This is a genomic window from Flavobacterium sp. (genome assembly GCF_044361015.1).
Classification (GTDB): Bacteria; Bacteroidota; Bacteroidia; order Flavobacteriales; family Flavobacteriaceae; genus Flavobacterium.
On the sequence record NZ_JBIKJL010000011.1, the window covers coordinates 30155 to 51920 of the forward strand.

Sequence of the window (21766 nt, forward strand, 5' to 3'; positions counted from 1 at the left end):
CAATCTAAAGAATATTCAAACACTACTAAACCTCCAATTTCTTTGATGTTTTTTTGCTTTTTTTAGTCTTATCAGACAAACGGCACATTTCTCCGACCATTGGAAAGCCTTATTATTTAAATGTTTATCGACGAACGACACAAAAACACTTCTCTCTTTCATCGACGAGTGACTTCATCGAGTTTTTATACGTGTTATCGAAAATATAAGGTTTCGAGTAGCTAACCCGATACTTTAACTCCAGAATTAAAACAAAAACGATTTACACATAATATGAAAACATTAACAAACAGATTTTTTTTAACCATTCTTTTAGTAGCTTTTTCAACAGTAGCTTTTTCACAATCTACTTTAACTAACGAAAAAAGTTCATTCGTAACAGAAGAACAAGCTCAAGAGATGATTCAAACAAATACTGTTGAAATGAGTTCTATCGAAATATCAAATTGGTTTGCAGGGGCAAAACAAGAAAATAATCTAACTTCAGTTAAAGAATCAACTACCATTAACCGTTCTTCTTTAATTTCTAAAAAAGAGCAGTATTTAAAATCAGGTTTTTCTACAAAAACTATTTTGATTCGTTCTATCATGAAAAAAGCTGATGGTTATGTAAACGCAACGGTTTAGTATGCTGTTAACATACTAAACAATCAATTAGAAACCCGTTTAAAACCCCTCGATTTCTTGGGGTTTTTTATTTTTAAGAATCTTTACGATATTTAATTGCTGATAATAAAGCATAAATATATTAAAACATAAGAATTACAAGATATAGATTTCAAAAATCATTCATTTCATCGATGATTTGTGTAACTTATCGAATTGTTAATTTTTTAATTTTAAAATAATAGTTAGTTTGTTGATTTGATGTATTTTTAGCGTGGATAAAACTGATAGTTAAGTTTTTATCCATTCCAAAATCTATTTAATCGAAAATATTTCATTTGGATTAATAACTCTCTAATGGAGTTAAACATAAGAGTATATGGTTTACGATAATTTTACTAATCATAAAGTGCATCACCAGCTAAGAGCATTTAAATTTGAACGTTTTATTAAATTGGTTTTAGGGTGTGTGTTTCTGTTCACAGGTCATCTCTCTTCGGCACAAGTAAGTACCTATTCTTTTAATGAGCAATTAGAACTTTACAATGAAATTACAGTAGGAACAACGGCTTATGCTGCCCCTTGGGATAATCATACCACAGGAAGTGCACATTTAGCTTCTTTTGGTTTTGATTTTATTTATAACGGAAACCCAACGCCAGTAACTGAATGTTATATTAGCCCAAACGGGTTTATTACTTTTGGAGCTATTCAGCCCGGGAATACTTTGTATGGACCTCTTTCAAATGTAACTGCTTTTAATGGTGTTGTTTGTCCTTTAGGCATCGATTTGATTTCTGGAGCAGGCGCTCAATCCATTACTTACACCACGGAAGGGTCTTCTCCAAATCGTGTTTTTGTTGTTCAATGGAAAAATGTTGAACGTAAAGCGATGACCGGTGTTTTCAATTTCCAAATTAGATTATATGAAACAACCAACGTAATTGAACTTCATTATGGTTTTTGTTTCCCGGATGATACTGCACCGATAACTCCTCAAGTTGGGCTTAGAGGTCCTTCTAATATTTTTTTACAAGGCCATGTGAATAACAGACTCCAAACCGGAGCCAATGTTAATAATGCTTGGTTTGGAAAAAGTGTGACAGGAACAGCAAATAATAATACGATGAGAACCAGCATTGCTGAGTTTCCTGACAATGGATTGGTTTATACATATACACCACCACCTGCCTGTAGTAGCCTTCCCGTAGCGGGAGCTCCAGCTAATTTGTTAATTGGTTCATCAAGCATTACTACTTCAGCTTTTGTAGGCAACTCTTTTATTCCGGTTGCTTCGCCGGTTGTTCAATATATGGTTTTAAGAAGTACAGTCAATACACCGCCAGATGGATCGATATTGACAGATGGTGTTTTTTATGCTAATGGTTCAACAATTGCAGGAACCTATTTTGTGGTTAGTAATAACAGTACTAGTTCATTTGTTCAAACCGGTTTAACCCCTAATACCACTTATTATTATTGGGTTGTTCCTTTTAATGGAATATGTCTTGGTGCCCCTTTTTACAATTTAGCAAATTTGATTTCTGCCAATCAAACTACGTGTATTCCGGCACCGGCATTATTAGCAACTACCGGAGTTACAGGAAACGGTTTCACAGCAAATTGGAATCCCGTAGTGGGAGCAACAGATTATTTGATTGATGTTTCAACAAATTCAACATTTACAGCATTAGTTCCTGGTTTTATTGGTATTTCTTCGGGTGGATTAACAACCTATTCGATAGTTGATTTGCCTCCAATGACTTTATACTATTATAGAGTAAGAGCTGTTGGGTTAGGTTGTGCCATTAACAGTAGTTTTGGTTTAGCTAACTTGTCACTTACTTGTGGTTATTATTTTGTTCCCTATACTCAAAACTTTGATTCAACAGCGGTTAATGCAATTCCAACTTGCACCACTGTAGTAAATGATAATGCCGATGCTTTTCAATGGTCAACTCAAGCAATTAACCCGGCATCAACACCAAGGGCATTATACCTTAATAAGAATCCTGCAGTAAACATGGATGATTGGTTTTTTCTACCCGGGATTAAATTAACTGGTGGAACTACCTATCGACTTACCTTTCGATATAATTCGTTAGCCAATGGAACTTTTACAGAAAAATTAAGAGTTAGAATTGGCGATGGTCCTTCTGTGGCCCAAATGAATGTGACAATCTTAGATTTACCCAATATTATTAATACGGTTTACCAATTAGCAACTGTCGATTTCACTCCAGTTACTACGGATGTGTATTATTACGGTTTTCAAGGATACAGTTTTGCCAATCAAAGTTATTTGGTTATTGACGATATCAACATAAAAGTTGCTCCTACTTGTTTTGAACCCGAAAACTTAGCTTTAGCTATTTCCGGTATTACAACGTCAACTATTAGTTTTGATCCACCCCTAACCGTTCCTTCACAAGGATATGACTATTTTCTGTCTAATTTACCAACAGTACCTTCAGGAGCTACTACGCCCACAGGGTCTTTACCTTTTGGTTCTACTTCATTGAATTTAGTTGGACTCACGGCCTCCTCACAATATTACCTATGGATTCGTGGTAATTGTGGACCGGGAAATGTAAGTATATGGAGCCAAATTCTTGATTTTAGTACGGATTGTAATCCGCCAACTTTTACAACAATTACACCAGGTATACGTTGTGGTTTAGGTTCGGTCACGCTAACTGCTATACCTAACACAGGTTCTGTAACTGAATGGTATAATTTACCGGTTGGAGGAACGTTACTAGCTACAGGCAATTCTTATGTTACTCCGTCTTTGTCTGCTTCTACTACTTATTATGCTCAGGCAAAAGCAGCCGGGGCAATTGCCACACTAGGGGCAACTAATCCAAATAATATACCCGGTGCTAAAAGTATTTATAACGTCGTTGCTGCAGTAAACTTAACCATTACTACCGCTACACAATTAGTAGGGTTTGATATTTTTCCAATTTCTTCCGGACAAAATGGCTTGCTGGTTATCAGAAATTCATTATCGGTAGCAGTAGCTTCGATTCCTTTTACTACTTCAGTAGTTGGAGGAAGTACTCCGCAAACTATCCCTATCAATTATAATTTTGTGCCCGGTAATTATACAATTGCCATGTCAACCGTACCAACTTCCGGTTTAATGAGTAATATAGAAAACGTTGTTTATCCTTATAGTAACTCAGTGGCCAACATCACCGGAAACAATTTTGATAATTCCTATTACCTTTATTTCTATAATTGGAAGTTTACTACAACTTGTTTATCTACCATGACTCCTATTTCAGCTACTGTTACAGTACCTCCGGCTATTGGATTAAGTGCGGCTTCTGATACGATTTGTAGTGGTGAATCTACCTTTAATGTTTCCGTAGTAGGAGCTGGTTCGTATAATACCTTTACTTGGAGTCCGGCAACAGGTGTGAGTGGAAGCGTAGGGGCAGGATATACTTTTAATCCGATTGAAACAACAGTATATACCCTTACAGCAGCTCAAACTTCCGGAAGTTTTTGTTCGGACAGCGTTACTTTTACAGTAAATGTAAATCCTTCTCCGCCAGCAATCACTATACTTCCCGGGGATATCACATTATGCGAAGGAACTATTCAGCAATTATCTGCTACTTTTGGTGCTTCATCAGCCATTAATATTATCAATGAAAATTTTGAAGATACTCCAACTTGGACAACTTCAAATTCATCTACTGGTGGTACTATTGCAAATGCAGCTTGGCAACTTCATAATAGTGTATACAGTTATGTCAGTGCTTTTTGGACATTTAATGCCAGTAGTAATGATGCCTCTCAATTTTACATGTCAAATTCAGATGCACAAGGTTCACCCAGTAGTAATGTGACTCGAACTTACTTAGAATCTCCTGCCTTTAGTTTAGTAGGTTTTTCTGGTGCCTCCTTGAGTTTTTGGCATTACCTCCGTTGGATTGTTGGAAACAAAGCTCACACTCAAATTTCTATTGATAATGGGGCAACTTGGACTTTCTTATCTTCTCATATTGGTACGGTTGGAGGTGCTTCTGCCTTTAATAATGCCATCGTAAATTTAGACCCTTATTTAGGAAATCCTCAGGTAAAAATTCGTTTTTACTATGAAGCAACTTGGGATTATGGTTGGGCAATTGATAACGTTAGAGTATATGGAACCGTTGCCACAGCGGTTAACTGGTCACCGGCAACAGATCTTTTTACAGATAATTTAGCAACCGTTCCATACGTTCTTGGAACACCATCCGGTTCGGTCTATTGTAAACCAACAGCAAATAGAACCTACACAGCTACTGTTAACACGGTAGACAATTGTACCTCTCAATCAATTATTAATATTGGATTTGACGCTCTGCCTATCGGAGGAACTCTTTCCGGTTCGCAGGTTTTATGCGGAAGTAGTGCTCCTTCAAGTATAACGTTAACCGGTAATTCACCATCAGTAGCTCGATGGGAATCAGCTGATAATCCCGCTTTTACTATTAATGTTACCCCAATTGCAAATACGACTAATACCTTAACAGCCGTTGAAATGGGGGTCATACCTACCATTAAATATTTTAGAGCAGTGAGTCAAAGTGGTGTTTGTCCTTCGGCTTATTCTGATGTGGTAGCCGTAGAATATCCCTCCACAACTTGGAATGGAATATCTTGGAGTCATGGTCTTCCGAATGCCACTAAAAAAGTAATTTTTGCAGCTAATTATACCTCTACGGGCGATATTGAGGCTTGTTCTATTGAAATACAACCCACGAGAACGGTTACTATTGCTTCCGGGCATACGCTAACTGTTTCAAACGAAGTGACCGTTTTAGGTACTCCCGGAACCACTAACTTGATTTTTGAAAATACTGCCAGCTTGATTCAACTCAATAATGCAGTTAATTCAGGGTCTATTCGCTACTTTCGAAATGCGACACCGATGGTGCGAAACGATTTTACCTATTGGTCTTCTCCGGTTGCCGGACAAGTGCTTAATGTGTTTTCGCCATTAACTTCGCCAACGCGTTATTATCGTTTTGATAATTCTATTTACAATTGGTTGTCTGTACCCGGTACGTCTATTATGGTTCCAGCTGTGGGTTATATTATTAGAGCTCCTAACACATATAGTACTTCTGTAGCAGCTACCTTTATTGGTGAATTTGTGGGTGTGCCTAACAATGGAAATTTTACCTTCCCAATTGTAGTTAACACCGCACCAAATCCTGTGGAAGATAGAAACCTAATTGGTAATCCCTATCCAAGTGCTATTGATGCCGATTTACTTTTGGCAAATAATCTTAGCACATTACAAGGAAGTTTTTATTTCTGGACACACAATACACCCATTACAAACAATGTATATACGGCTAATGATTATGCAGTATACAACCAAAGTGGGGGAACAGCGGCCGCTTTTAATTCGGGTATCAATAATAATCCGCCTACTCGGTTTATCGCTGCGGGTCAATCCTTTTTTGTGCAAGGTTTAAATTCGGGCACCTTAACATTCTCAAATGATATTCGTGTGGCAGGTAATAATACTTCCTTTTTTAGAAATAGTCAAACTATAGAAACAAGGGTGAAACACCGAGTTTGGTTAAATTTAATTAATACACAAGGAGCTTTCAAACAACTATTGGCAGGATATATTCAAGATGCCACCAATGCGATGGACAATCATTTTGATTCCGAAATAGCTGAGGCCGGAAATAGTATTAGTTTTTACTCCGTTTTAGAAGATAAAAAACTCACCATTCAAGGTAAGGCTTTACCTTTCACGGAAACAGATATTATACCACTTGGCTATAAAACAACCTATGCAGGAACCTATGCCATTCAGTTAGCCGATTTTGACGGTCTATTTGCCTCTGATCTACCTATCTATATTGAAGACAAAGTACTCAATTACACACACAATATTCGAGAAGGTAACTATGAATTTACCACCGACATCGGAACCGTAGATGATCGTTTTGTGTTGAAATTCCAAAACGAAACACTTAGTATTCCTAGCGTTTCCTTGCAAAATATCATCGTGATTAAAAATCAAAATACGATTGACATTAGTGCTTCTCCAACTATTTCGTTAAAAGAAGTGAAGGTGTTTGATATGCGTGGCCGCTTAATTACTACACTTGAAAATATTAATGCTTCTACCGCTAAGGTGACTAACCTGAATATAGCCAATCAGGTGATTTTAATTCAAATCACAGATGTGGAGGGTAAATCAGTTACTAAAAAAATAGTTTATTAAAGAAAAAATAAGCCTTTACTAACTTATTTATAAAATAAAAACATCCCTTATTATCATTGCTTTGCCTGTTTTGGCAAAGCAATGTTTGTTTATAACTGTACTAAAACTCATCATAAGTTTAAGCTCATTCCATCAATACTCAGTAGATGGTAAAGCCCTTTTTTTATTAAAATGACAATAGAGTTATTTATAAATAGAAAAAAAATAACAAATATAGTTTGTTTGTTTTAGGCTTATATGTATATTTACCTATCAATTTGAACGAGTAGCGGGAACTACTCGAGACCCTCGAATTTGTAAAAATATGCTCAAAAAAGTCAGGTTCTAGCCGATTGTTTTTGAGCTTTTTTATGCAAAAAACACTCAAAATATTCGTCTTTTGCTTAAAACCACAAAAAAAATCATCAAAATACACTTTTTTTTGAATTTATCAAGACGAGCGTTTTGCTTCGTCAAGAGGAGTAGATTGATTGGTCAAGACAAGAAGATGAGGTCATCAAGACGAAAGGAAACCGAATTAGAAAAGTAAAGCATAAAAAAAGGGCCTCGAGCGGGAACTCGAGACCCTCGAACTTCTAAAAAGAAGCTCTCAAAAGCAGGTTCTAGCCTTCTTTTCGGTAGGATACATTGTTTAGCATCGAGCGTAAACGTTTACCCGGGCGAAAAAGCACCCTGTTTTTTCGAATACTGGAAGAGTTCACCTCACCGGCAGTCTCTTTTCCATCCGAACTAAGGCCCACTTGGAAATTCCCCAAGCGACCTAATTTAATAATGCGTCCCTGTTTCAACTCGTTCACAATGTTGTGCTCTAAAGCAGTCAACACCGCGTAACAGTCAGAATCAGTTACGGTACACTGGTAGGCAATCATTTCTGCCAACCCCTCTAAGTCAACCTCGCCATCTCCGATAGCAGCTGCATAGAATTTTTCCGGTGCCCCTAAATCCCTCGGATTTTTCCGTGGCACCACTTGAAATTTAACACTCATAGATTATGGTATTAAATGAATAAAAAATTGTTTGTCTTAGTATCTATACTATCATTTTTAGTAAGACCTAACTGACAACCAAATATAACGCAGCGAATCGGAGAATGAAAGTTAAACTTATTCACAATCAGCCTTAGTTTTTAACAAGACTATTAGGTTTTTTACGTTTAAAAATACAAAAAATACCTTGTAAATCAAACTATTAACAACAGTTTTAGTGGTGTTCGCAAGGAAAAAGGAATGCTTTTTTAGAAAATGGTAAAGGTATACAAAGGTGACTTTACGTGGCTACAACAACAAAAAATCAAGTTTTTCGAAAAGCATCCTTTCAGTGAAAATAAGTTTAAACCTAACCTATAACAACCTATAACCAACTTTCATCTCCCTTCAACGATTTTAATAGCTCTTTATCGAAAAAATAACCTTCGCTTAACATTTCTGCTTAGATTTACCCTTTCGTAATAGAATAACAAACTATTGTGCGGTTTTTTAACAAAACAATTTTGTTGTGTTAATAATTAGGTCACTTTTAGTGATTATTATTCACAAAAAAATGTATTTTTGTTGCTATTAATGCAATAAATGATGGCTTTAGATGGCTGATTTGAAATGATTTATAGTAGTTTTTAGTCAGAAATTTAAAACACATCATTTTTATATTTTTAATTAATCGATGATTTTTGACGATGGTCGATATTTGCAATAAAAGCGTTTGTAATGCAAGCATTTTTAAATTTACCTGTTTTTAAGGTTTTTTTTAACCTTAAAAAACCGAGATTGAAATAAAAAAATTAAAAAAACTGAATTTCCAAAAATAAAAACTATGAATTCAACACTACTATTGAATGCTACCAAAAAAGTATTGGGTACTGCCTCGCCAACACTTTTAATGAAAACGGTTGTCTTAACAACTTTTTTGTTGTTGTCTGTGCAAAACAGCTTCGCACAGGTAGCGAGTAATTATTTAACACCAACCCAATCCGATATTACGTTGAGTGGAGGCTACACTAGTTTAAATAGTGCTACCAAAACAATTTTAATTAGTGGAAATTGGAATGATGAGCCTGCTGTAAACATTAATTTTGTTCCCCTAGGGTTTGATTTTAAATTTAATGGAGCAACTGTAACTTCTACGTGGGTATCTCCAAATGGATTTATCACCTTTGGAAGTGCTCCAACTGCTACAAATTATGCTCCTTTGGCAAGTGCGGAAGGCTATAGTGGTGCAATTTCCGCTTATGGAACAAATTTATTGTTGAATGGACCTCCTTCTGGCTCACCACAGGATAATGCTGTTTCATATTTTTTAGATACTTCAGGTGGAGTTGGAAATTATATCCTAAAAATTGAATGGAGAGCATTCAGAAGAATAAGTAGTGAAACTTCATCTAGATGGGATGCTCAAATTTGGCTTTATGAAGGAACAGATGAGATTGAAGTTCGATTTAATACAACTGTTGCCGCTACTGCAATTGCTTATGGTCAACTTGGTTTGCGGGGTTCAAATAATTCGGATTGGAATTTATTTTACCATAATACAAATACTTGGATAAATAATTTTCAAACTTTTGCGTCACCTGCTGGAGCAAATACGTATACGCTTAGAACCAGAGGTCTTCCAACTAATTTCAGGTTATTCAAATGGGTTCCAAATAATTGTTCTTCCCCAGCCTCTTTGTTTATGTCTGACGTTTTAATCAATACGGCCACGTTGAATTACACGGAGCCAACACCGGTTGCAGCCAGTGGCTACCAATATGAAATTAGAACAGCGGGTGCTCCGGGCACTGCTTTAGGAGTAAATGATGTGGCGGGTACAGGTTCCGGCTCTTCTATTAATATTACCGGATTAACGGCAAACACAACTTATACAGCATATATTAGGTCAAATTGTGGTGGTTCTTTTGGGGCTTGGGTTTCAGTAGGGCCATTTACCACGTTATGTAATGCAGTAACAACACCTTATTTACAGGATTTTGAAGGTGCTTCGGCACCTGCTCTCCCTCCTTGTACCTCCAGACAAAACATTGGAACAGGAAATTTATGGACAGTAGCCAATGCAGATCCTGATTCAGGTTTCTTCGATAACCATTTGATGTATTCTCAAAGTGGTACTGAAGCAGCAAACGTTTGGTTCTATACCGAAGGAATTGCTTTAACCGCCGGAACAACTTACCGTATGGATTATCAATACGGAGGTTCAAGTGTACCGTCTACCATTACCAATAAAATGGAAGTAAAGTATGGTTTACAACCACAAAGTGCATCCATGACCATTCCGTTAGATAACCACACCAATATAAAAGGATCTCCTTCTAGTAATGTAATCTATTTTACAGCTCCGTCAACTGATGTGTTCTATTTTGGTTTTAGAGCTTATTCGTTACCGGCTCAAGGGAAATTATTCGTTGAAGAAATTCAAATCTATGAATCAAATTGCGTTCCGCCAACGGCGTTAACAGCCTCAGGAATTGCTTCAACTACTGCTACCGTGAGTTGGACACCGCCTGCTTTACCACCTGCCAATGGTTATCCTTATTATATAACTACTACCAATCCTGTGGTGAATGCCAGTTCAGGTTTAATAGCTGTGGGGCAAACTTATACCATTACCAGTGTGGGAACAACCAACTTTACCACCATTGGAGCCTCTTCTAACACCATAGGGCATACTTTTGTTGCTACTGCACCGCCGGTAACTGCGGGTTCGTTTGTTATTGGTCAAACCTATACGATTAATACAGTTGGATCAACTAATTTCATCGCCATCGGAGCGGCATCCAATACCATTGGTCTACAGTTTGTGGCCACGGCTGTTGGTTCCGGAACAGGAAACGCTATTCCTGCTCAAACAACTGCTGCCGGAACAGGGGTGGTTGAAATCGTTTTAGGAAACAATGTAATTCCATCAGGAACTGTTGGTGCCGGTATTCCGTTTGTGAATTTAACCGGGTTAGCAAATAACACTACTTATTATATATGGGTTAGAAGTAAATGTGGTGGGTCTGATTTCAGTGCTTGGTCAAGTTATATTACTTTTACTACACTGAATGTGCCACCTTATTGTATTCCTTCGAGCGCCAGAAACACAACGTATATCAATAATTTTACCACGACAAATGGTATTACCAATATTACTAACCTATCGGGTTGGTCAACACCATCCGGATATGGCGATTTTACGGGTCAAATTGTAACTCAGGCTCCCGGCTTAAGTGTTGGTTTTACAGTAGGAGTAACCACACCGATTAACACAGGGATTGCTATTTGGGTTGACTGGAATAACAACGCCACTTTTGAAGTGGGCGAACGCATGTATAATTCAGCTGCTTATGTAACAGGGGCTACCGGTTCGTTTGTAGTACCGGGCGTAGCTGCCGGTTTTTACCGAATGAGAGTGTTAACCGATTATTGGGCAACCAACCCAACCCCTTGTATAATTAACACACAAGGTGCTGACCAACAAGGAGAAATTGAAGATTATACTTTTAGAGTAGTGCCACCGCCACCGGCGTTAACACTTTCTTCCTCGTCAAGTTCGCAATGTGCCAATACAGCATCACCGGTAGTAACTTTAACAGCAGGGGCATCGCCAGTTTATAACAATTTTACTTGGTCTCCTGCAACAGGAGTTGGAGGTAGTGCCGCACTAGGATGGACATTTTCAAATACAACAACTACGGTTTATACGCTAACGGCGGTTCAAACCTCGGCACCTTTTAGTGTCAATACCGTTAAGTTTACCTATACTGCTACACCGGCACCAACTGCTGTTGTGGTAACGCCTGCTACACCAACTGTTTGTCAAAGCGGTCCGGCTCAACTATTAACCGCTACGGGTGGAATTGTCAATAACAGTTTGGCTTTAAGTGAAGATTTTGAAAGTGGTGCTCCGGCATGGACCAGAATAAACCTTTCTACCGGTGGAGCTGTTGCAAATGCAGCATGGATTGATAGACCAAATGGGTATAATTACGGTGGAACGTTTACTACCAATGATAGTTCTACTTTCATTATGGCCAATTCCGATGCACAAGGTTCCGGTACGAATACTAGTGTTTCGTTAGTATCTCCAACCTTTAGTTTGTTTAATTATTCAGATGCTAACTTATATTTTTATCATTATTACCAAGGGTATCCTAATGGTGCAGCGATAGTACAAATCTCTACCGATGGTGGTACAACTTGGGTGCCGGGTCCTTTAGCTCTTTACAATACTATTTCACAAGGAACTCGCGCAAATTTTGCTTTAGTAGGAATTAATTTAGCGGCTTATTTAGGGCAAACCAACTTAAAATTAAGATTTAAATATGATGCACAATGGGCTTGGCATTGGTCAATTGATAACATAACGGTGCGTGGAACTAAAAACGCTCAAATCGTTTGGAATACTACACCGCCAACCGTAGGAACAGATTTTGTAACGCCTATTCCGGGATTATATACTGATGCATCAGCTACTACACCTTATACCTTAAATACGGTATCCGGAACAGTATATGCTATGCCTGCTGCTAATACCTTGTACACCGCTAGTACTAATGCTGCAGGATGTAGTGCTTCTGCTACTGCTACCATAACGGTAACACCGGTGGTGGCCGGAACAGTTGCCGGTGGAGGTCAAACCTTTTGTAATCCTGCATCATTTACTAATTTAACCTTATCAGGTCATGTAGGAAATGTAATTCGTTGGGAATATGCCGATAACCTTGCCTTTACGTTAGGAGTAACACCAATTGCCAATACCACAATCACCTTAACACCGGCTCAGTTTGGTACGTTTAACAATACAAGGTATTTTAGAGCAGTGGTTGGAACGGGGTCTTGTAATAATGTTTTTACACCTGGAGTTGCTGTGACTATTCCAACAACCATTCAATCGGGCGTGAGTACGTGGTCTAACGGAACTCCTGACATTACCAAACGTGTTATCATTACAGGTAATTACACGGTGAATGCTAACATCAGTGCTTGTTCCATTCAAGTGATGTTAGGCGCAACAATGAACGTAACCAGCAATGCTACAGTTACCATTCAAAACGGATTAACGGTAGACCTATTGGCTTTACCAAATTCTGTTGTTTTTGATAGCGGTACCAGTTTAATTCAAAATTCAACTTCGAATACGGCAAATTCAGGTTCTATTCGTTATGTTAGAAACACAACAAATATCATTCAATATGATTATACCTATTGGTCAAGTCCGGTAGATAATCAAATCATTAAAAACTTTTCACCTAACACTAATAATGCTCGTTTTTATACCTTCAACAGTGCACCTGGTGTATATGCTTGGGCAGTTGTACCAAGTGTGATTACACATGTTATGGCTGCGGCAAATGGGTATATCATTCGTGCTCCCGCAACTATGAGTACCACAGTTCCTGCTACATGGCCGGGAGAATTTTATGGTCGTCCTCGCAATGGTTCTTACTCCATTAATGTTTTTGATAATGGATTGGTTGCCGGTATAGAACAAAATAGAAATTTATTAGGAAATCCATATCCAAGTGCCATAGATGCCGATCAGTTATGGTCTGAAAATTCAGCTCATTTAACCGGTAACTTTTATTTCTGGACGCATAATACGCCAAGTAACGGACAGGTTTACCTTGCTAATGATTATGCTTCTTATAATGCAAGTGGGGGTACAGGAACAGCTGCGGGAGCACTAGGTGTTAATAATTCAGCACCAACAGGTTTTATTGCATCCGGTCAAGGGTTCTTTGCGGAAGCATCAAGTAACGGAACAGTTACCTTTAATAACACGATTCGGGTAGCCGGAAATAACGGATTGTTCTTTAGAAATGCCAATCAAAGTATAGAAAAACACCGCGTATGGTTAAATGTGCTTAATAATCAAGGAGCTTTCAAACAAACCTTAGTAGGGTATATTGAAGGAGCAACCAATGACCGTGATTCACGTTTTGACGGTGAATTTATAGAAGCCGGAAATACAGTTGGTTTGTATTCAGTTTTAAATCAAGATAAATTGACCATTCAAGGAAGAGCGTTGCCGTTTGCAGATACGGATGAAGTGCCTTTAGGCTTTAAAACAACAGTAGCCGGAACCTTTGAAATTCAATTAGCCGATTTTGACGGATTATTTGCTCAAGGTCAAGCGATTTATTTAGAAGATAAAGTGTTAAATGTGATTCATGATTTAAGAGAAAGCAACTATAGTTTTACTACTGCTGTCGGAACTTTTGAAGAGCGTTTTGAATTGCAATTCCAAAATGGAACTTTAGGGGTACCAACCTTTAATGAAGAAGGTGTGGTGGTTTATAAAAACAACCAAACTATCTTTATTAACACAGGTGTAACCTTGATGAAAGAAGTAAAAATCTTTGACATTAGAGGACGTTTAGTGGCAGAGAAAAATAACATCAATGCAACCGATGTTAATTTCAGTCATTTGAATACGGCTCAACAAGTACTTTTAGTGCAAATCACAACTGAAGCGGGCGAGTTGATTACTAAAAAAGTAATCTACTAGGCTTAGTTTCAACTTAAGATAAAAAAACCCTCGAATTTTCGAGGGTTTTTGTTTTGAGCCACAAAGTGTTTGTTTTTGAAAGTAAAGCACTTCGACAAGCTCAGTGTGACAGTGTGCAATAAATTGTAAACGTGCTAAGAATATAATATAAAGATGAAAACACTTCTAATTTCTGCTGTCCTGCTGAGCTTGTCGAAGCATCCTCAAAACACTTCGACAAGCTCAGTGTGACAGTGTGCAATTTATTAGCGAAGTGCTAAGAATAAAATATAAAGAAATATGCAATTCAAAAAGCTACTGTCCTGCTGAGCCTGTCGAAGCATTATCGAATGACCGTAAAAATGTATCTTCAAGGATTTCAATACAAGATTCAACTCACTTTCACCCTATTCACTCAAACATTAAATTAACAAGACAAAGGTTAAAGCTATTTTAACTAAAATTAACATTGATAAAATCAAATCATATTTATTCAAAACATGCATAAAATATAAGGTTTGGTTGTTTTTTGTGTATTTACATTAATTTTATTCTTAAAAACATGCTTTACACTTTATCGTTAAAAAGTGTTTTTTATCGATTTGTCTGTTTTTACTTAACGTGATATTAATATTATTACTATATTCACTCACTTAATTTAAAACCAATTTTTTTATTTATGATTAATAACTACAATTCCTTGAGGATTCGTTTGGGGACGATACTCAAAAACCGAGAACCGGATGTAGTTGGGCAACCGCCCAATGTCACATCCAGTAAGTCGCGATGGTCGTGGCTTACGAGTATTTTTATTTTATTAACGGTATTGACTGGCAGCAATGTTTGGTCGCAGGTAACTAATTATGGTTTTGCTCAAACGAGCGGAACTTATACTGCTTTAACTGGGGGCACACAAATAATTGCTCCAGGAAATGATGACGGTGCATCAGCTGCCACAAATATTGGGTTTAACTTTGTGTTCAATGGAACAAGTTTTACTCAATTTGTAGCTAATTCTAATGGAATTATACGTCTCGGAAGTGCAGCTCCAACGTCTAACACTATATCAACAACTTCTAACACCAATTCTATTGCTGCATTTGGAAGGGATGGTTTAGCAGAAGGTGGAGTATTTACACAATTAAGTGGAACTGCACCAAACCAAGTATTAACTATTGAATATACAAACTGGAGAATTCAATATAATGGTACTGGTAATAACCTCAACATGCAAATTAAGTTGTATGAAACCACAAATGTTGTTGAAATTGTTTATGGTAGCAGTACTAGAAATACTTCTTACACAGGACAAGTTGGATTAAGAGGAACTTCAACTACAAGTGATTTTAGCAACAGAACGACCACCACAAACTGGTCTACAACAACTGCTGGAACACAGTTTTCAACAGTTACTATTTCTTCTACTGTTTTCCCTACATCAGGTCAAACTTATACTTGGACACCACCATCTCCTTGTACGGGTTCGCCTTTAGCGGGTACAGTTGCTCCGGCATTACAAAATGTATGTTTAGGTGCTAGTGTAGGTACACTTACAGCTTCCGGTTTATCTTCCGGCGTTACCGGTTTAACGTTTAAATGGCAATTGGCTGTTTCTCCATCAGATCCAAGTTTACCTGGAAGCTGGTCAGATGTTTCTCCTGCTCAAACAGCAGTTACCTACACTCCTCCGGTTTATGGGGGAACTACGGTTTATTATCGCTTGTTAACCACTTGTACGGCTAGTGGATTATCTACACCAACGGCTTATGCAACAGTTACTGCTCCAAACAATCCGGTTACTCAAGTGAGTAACGCAGTGGCTTCTGCCATTACCGGGTCTGGGTTTAACTTAGCATGGACAAATGGAAACGGAACAAGACGTGTAGTTATTTTAAGTGATTCACCTATTGTTGACCCAACGAATGTTACAGGAGCAGCTGCTTTAGTGGCAAATCCTGTTTATGCCGGTTCAGGTCAACAAATTATGTTTGATAATACGACTGCTTCTGTTGCAATTTCAGGCTTGTCGTTATCTTCCTCTTATTTTGTAAAAGTATATGAATATATACGTTGTGGATCCGGTCCTTATGATTACTATTATAATGTATCTACAGGAACCAATGCTTTAACAGTAACTACTTGTAGTGCTGCATCAGTTCCTTACAGTGAAAGTTTTGAAACGGCAGTAGTGCCTAATTTTGCATCATGTACGGTCAGTAGTTCACATCCGTTAACAAGATCAACTACTGCTACCGGTGCTGCACCAAGAACAGGTTCTATTTATCAAAATATCAGATGGACTCCAACAGTTGCAAAATATTTATATTCTGCACCATTAGCGTTAACCGCTGCCTCATCGTATGATATGGGTGCTTGGTATTTAACTGATGGAATATCAGGATGGACATCTATAAAATTATATGTAAATACGGCTGCTTCTTTAGCAGGAGCTACTTTATTGACTACCGTTTCAGCGGCTACTAATACTACTTATCAAAAAATTCAAGGTACGTATGTGGCTCCGGCAACTGCAAATTATTATTTCTTTATTGAAGTAATTCATAATAGTGTTCCAAATGATATGTCTATTGATGACTTATTTGCGATTGAAACACCAAACTGTATCGAGCCAAATGGTTTAACAGCGACGTTAACTTCAACAACCGGTGCTAACTTTGCATGGAATGTGCCTTCACCAACGCCAACACAATATGAGTGGGCTGCTACAACTTCTGCTACTCCACCGGCAAGTGGTGATGTAGTGACAAGTCCGGCTGCGGCTTCTACTTCGTTAACGGCTAATACTACTTATTATCTTCATGTAAGATCAGAATGTGCTCCGGGTGTTTATAGTGCTTGGGCAACTTCTGCATCATTTTTTACAGGTTATTGTAATCCTGCTCCAACTAGTGTTGATGGTTCAGGTATTACGAATATTAGTTTTGGGGTTTCTCCAAACGTAGTAAATAATACTACAGCTACTGAGGCTGGCAATTATGGTGATTATTCTGCTCAAATAGGTAGTTTACGTAGAGGAGTTACTTCTACCGTGAATGTAACTTATCAAACAGGATTTACATATGGAACTACTATTTGGGTAGATTTTAATAATGACTTAGATTTTAATGATGTGGGTGAGCAATTAGTACAAGCTACTTCTTTGGCTACTAACCCAACTACCTTAACGTTAAGTTTTACTATTCCATTAGGTACACCACTAGGAAATTACCGCATGAGAATTGGTGGTACAGATGCTGAACCACTTACAAATCCATGTTACAATAGTTCATGGGGTTCTTTTGAAGACTATACTTTAAATGTGTTGGCCGAACCTACTTGTTTCGTTCCAACTGCACTTATTGCTTCAGGAGTTACTTCCTCTGCAGCCACTTTAAACTGGACTGCTCCAACTCCTGCCCCATCCGTAGGGTATAACTATGAAGTAAGAACATCCGGTGCTGCCGGTAGTGGTGCAACAGGATTATTCCAAGCCGGTACTTCTGCGTCAACAGGATTTGTGATTGCTTCCGGTTTATCAGGAAACACTACTTACTCTGTTTACGTTCAATCGGACTGTGGATTAGGGGATTTAAGTGATTGGACTGTGGCTTATACATTTAACACTTTGTGTGATACAGTAACTTCTTTCCCATGGACAGAAGGTTTTGAAACAAGTACTGTAAATTGTTTACGTGTGATTGATGGAAATGCCGATGCAAGCACATGGGGATTATCTACTTCAAATGCCAGAACCGGTGTAAGATGTGCTTCAATCAATACTGATTTCGATACTGCTTTAAGTAATGATTATTTAATTACACCTCGTTTAGACTTAGGAACTACCCCAAAACGTTTAACGTTCTGGGTAAGAGCACAATCAGCTGGAGAACCGGATGAAGTTTCAGTTAGAGTTTCTACAACCGGAACAAATCTTGCTGATTTTTCTACGGTAGCCTTAGCTTCAACTCCGGTAACTTCAACAACTTATTCGCAATTAACAGTTGATTTGTCAGCTTTTGCAGGTCAAATTGTTTATCTTGCTTTTGTAAGAGATGCTGCACCGGCTGACGGTTGGATTTTATTTGTTGATGATGTGGTCGTAGAAAATGTACCACCAATCATCACTAGTTTTGCACCAACTTCTGTTTGTGAAAGCGGAGATACGGTTACTATTACCGGTTCAGGTTTTATTGGTGTTACTGACGTATTAGTTGGTTCAACAGCTGCTACATTTAACGTAGTTAATCCAACAACAATTACCTTTGTTGTTCCGGTAGGAGCTACCTCTGATTTACTTACAGTAATCACACCGGGTGGAACTGCTTATAGTGCGGTTAATTTAACGATTAACCCATTCCCAACCAATAATCCTATTACAGGACCTGATACTAAAGTATGTACTAATGGTACTTTACAATTAGTACCGGGTGGAGCAGGAAATGCTTGGACTTCATCTAATGACTTAATTGCAACAGTAGATGGAAATGGTTTAGTAACAGGAGTTGCCTCCGGTACCGTTACTATTTCTTTTTCTATAACTGATTTTGGTTGTACTACTACACAAACGTATGACGTTGATGTATTAGAAGAAGTAACTATTACTACTCAACCACCTTTGTCAAAATCAATTCAAACCGGTACGAATTCTTCTATTTCTGTAGTGGCTACAGGAGATGGATTAACGTACCAATGGTTTATTTACGATGCTGATTTAGATGAGTATGTAGAGGTTGTGGCAGATGCTACTTTTAGTGATGTTGACACAGCCACATTAGTTATTACAAATACCCCTGAAACACTTGACGGGGCAGAGTTTTATTGTGAAGTGTCCGGTGCTGCTCCTTGTGGTTCTGAAATTTCTGGAAGTACGGTGCTTTCAGTTGGAAGTACAGCGATTACAGCACAACCAACTACTCAAACAATATGTGATAATGGTTCTGCTATGTTCACTGTTGTTACTTCGGGTGACGTTAACCCAGGTGGGTATACTTGGTATGAAGATTCAGGTTTAGGTTTTGAACCGGTTTCAACTTCAACCAGTGGATTGTCTTATTCAGGAGACGGAACAGCCTCTTTAACAGTAAGTGGAATAACTGCTGCAAACAATGGTTATTCTTATTATGTGCAAGTAGATGGTCCTGCCAATACTGTATTCTCTTCTGCAGCTAGTTTAATTGTAAATTCAACTCCTGCTGTAACGGTTCAAGCGTCTAACGCGGTGAATTGTGCTTCTGGTGGAACTTCAACGTTTACAATTGAATCAAGCGGTACTGTAGGTAGTTTTGAGTGGCAATATGCTACCTCAGCGATGGGTCCTTGGACTGCTGTTGCTAATGGAACTCCAACTGCAGCGACTTATACTGCAACAGCCACTTCTTTACAAGTAGCTACAACTAGTTCAACTCCTGTTAGTACCTATTACTATCAAGTTGTTTTAAATGGTGCAGGTTCTTGTCCTTCCGCAACGTCTGATGTGGCTTCTTTAACAATCAATAACCCAACAGTGAGTAATCCTGCTGCCGCTACTATCGTAAGAGGTAACACGGCTACATTCACTTCTACAGTGGTGGCTGATGCTCCGGTTTACCAATGGGAGTTTTCAACTACTTTAGGAGGTACTTATGCTCCGGTAGTGGATGCTACACCGGTTGGAATTACTTACGCTGGTGCTGATACAGCATCGTTAAGTGTTATCACTTCTGCAGGTGCTGCAACAGGTGGTGGAAGATTTTACAGATTAAAAGTAACTTCTGGTACTTGTGTGGTAAACTCTGTTGGAGCTTTATTGACAGTAAATGATTACTGTGTACCGGCACCATCAACTGTTGATGGAAGTGGTATTACTAATGTTACTATTGGTACAATTAATAATACTACAGGTAGTGAAGTTGGAAATTATGGTAACTACACAAACTTGTCAACTGATTTAAATGAAGGAGGAACTGTTCCTTTCAGTATTACTTATCAAACTGGATATACTTATGGAACAAAAATCTGGATTGATTTTAATAAAGACGGTGACTTTGTAGATGTAGGTGAGCAAGTTTATCTTGGTTTATCAACAAGTGCTAATCCAACAACGCTTTCAGGTTCAATTACATTGCCAATTGGAATTCCATCAGGAATTACTAGAATGAGAATTGGAGGAACTGATACTGATTCAGGCCCATCTACTCCTTGTTATACAGGTTCTTGGGGAACTTTTGAAGATTATACTGTAAATATCATTGCTGCTCCTTCTTGTGCGGGAACTCCTATTGCTACTACTGCAACAACTACTTCAGCTGGTGTTTGTAGTGGTTCAACAGTAAACTTAGGTTTAACAGGTGTACCGGCAGAACTTGGTTTAACATACCAATGGTATAGCAGAGAATTACCGGCTGGAACTTTTGCTCCAATTGGTGGTGCAAACTTAGCAACATTCACTACTCCTGCTTTAACAGTAAGTTCTGAGTATTATAACTTAGTGACTTGTACTAATTCAGGATTGTCAACTCCTTCTTCAACAGTAGCAGTTACAGTGAATAACTGTAATTATACCGTAACAAGAAATACAGGTATTACTTATAATTCAGTAATGAGTACCGGTACTGCTTATAGTTCATTAACATCTGCAGATGATGGAAGAACTAATATAGTGAGTTTAGCAGGATCAACATTTAAATATAATGGAGCGGCTGTTACCGGATTCTATGCAACCAGTAATGGTTGGATGACATTCAATACAGCTCAAACTTCTGCTCAATATATTAACGATTTGACTTCAACCGGTCAGAACAATGTATTGGCTCCTTTCTGGGATGACTTAGTTATTCAAGGAAACAGTTTAGCGAACAAAGACACTTCCATGAAATACAAAGTGGATGGTGTGCTTGGAAGCGGTTCTGCTGTGATTACTGTAGAATGGGCTGAAATGGAACGTTTCACTTATGGAGATCCTAATATGAATTTCCAAGTTGTTTTACGTGAAAGCGATAACTCAATTGAGTTTAATTATGGTACTATGCAATTGTTTAACGGAAATACCAATGGAGCTACCTTTACTTATACAGTAGGTATGAATGGTACTTCTCCGGCAACGGCTACCACTTCTAATCGATTGATTCAACAGTTTACGGATAGTGCTAATTTTGGTACTGCTTCACAAACAAATTTACGTTTGTCACCGGCATGTAATTCACAAATTCGTTTTGTACCGGCTGCTGCCTACAGTGGAGGTACTGCACCAACAACTGTTCCGGCTAATGATAATCCTGCTGGTGCTTTTGTAATTGGTGTAAGTTCTGATCCATGTACAACCGTATGTGGTAATGTTTACAATAGTAAAAATGCTACAGCTACACCAGCCATTACTGCTTGTTCTGCGATTACACCAGGAAATGCAGATGATGATGTGTGGTTTAGTTTTACAGCTGATGCAACGTATAGTGCTCACCGTATAGCTGTTCAAGCTTC

5 protein-coding genes are annotated in these 21766 nt (G+C 38.1%); 4 read left to right on the forward strand and 1 reads right to left on the reverse strand.

All coding sequences use genetic code 11. The features are described 5' to 3' along the window. The first annotated feature begins 273 nt into the window (after positions 1-273). The gene (locus ACIQ2Z_RS04920) at positions 274-627 is read left to right on the forward strand and encodes a hypothetical protein (protein WP_396183039.1); all 354 of its coding nucleotides are present in this window, start codon (positions 274-276) and stop codon (positions 625-627) included. A gap of 358 nt (positions 628-985) precedes the next feature. Beyond that, entirely contained in the window at positions 986-6850 is a 5865-nt protein-coding gene (locus ACIQ2Z_RS04925; protein ID WP_396183040.1) for a choice-of-anchor J domain-containing protein, read from the forward strand. Between the two features lie 602 nt (positions 6851-7452). On the opposite strand, the gene ACIQ2Z_RS04930 is transcribed toward ACIQ2Z_RS04925, so the two are convergent. Beyond that, positions 7453-7836, reverse strand: coding sequence for an HU family DNA-binding protein (locus ACIQ2Z_RS04930; protein ID WP_396183041.1), 384 nt, complete (start codon positions 7834-7836; stop codon positions 7453-7455). A gap of 823 nt (positions 7837-8659) precedes the next feature. Between ACIQ2Z_RS04930 and ACIQ2Z_RS04935 the strand changes: the two genes are divergently transcribed. Together ACIQ2Z_RS04935 and ACIQ2Z_RS04940 are read left to right on the forward strand one after the other, a co-directional pair. Further along, positions 8660-14332, forward strand: a complete 5673-nt coding sequence (locus ACIQ2Z_RS04935) for a T9SS sorting signal type C domain-containing protein (RefSeq protein WP_396183042.1) — start codon at positions 8660-8662, stop codon at positions 14330-14332. A 658-nt stretch (positions 14333-14990) separates the two neighbouring features. After that, positions 14991-21766, forward strand: a 6776-nt coding sequence (locus ACIQ2Z_RS04940; RefSeq protein ID WP_396183043.1) for a GEVED domain-containing protein, incomplete at its 3' end; no start/stop codon positions are given.

What these genes read in the sequence shown, in the direction of transcription:
- ACIQ2Z_RS04925 (WP_396183040.1), top strand. Translation starts at nt 986, where the DNA reads ATGGTTTACGATAATTTTACTAATCATAAAGTGCATCACCAGCTAAGA.
- ACIQ2Z_RS04920 (WP_396183039.1), top strand. Translation starts at nt 274, where the DNA reads ATGAAAACATTAACAAACAGATTTTTTTTAACCATTCTTTTAGTAGCT.
- ACIQ2Z_RS04930 (WP_396183041.1), bottom strand. Translation starts at nt 7,836, where the DNA reads ATGAGTGTTAAATTTCAAGTGGTGCCACGGAAAAATCCGAGGGATTTA.
- ACIQ2Z_RS04935 (WP_396183042.1), top strand. Translation starts at nt 8,660, where the DNA reads ATGAATTCAACACTACTATTGAATGCTACCAAAAAAGTATTGGGTACT.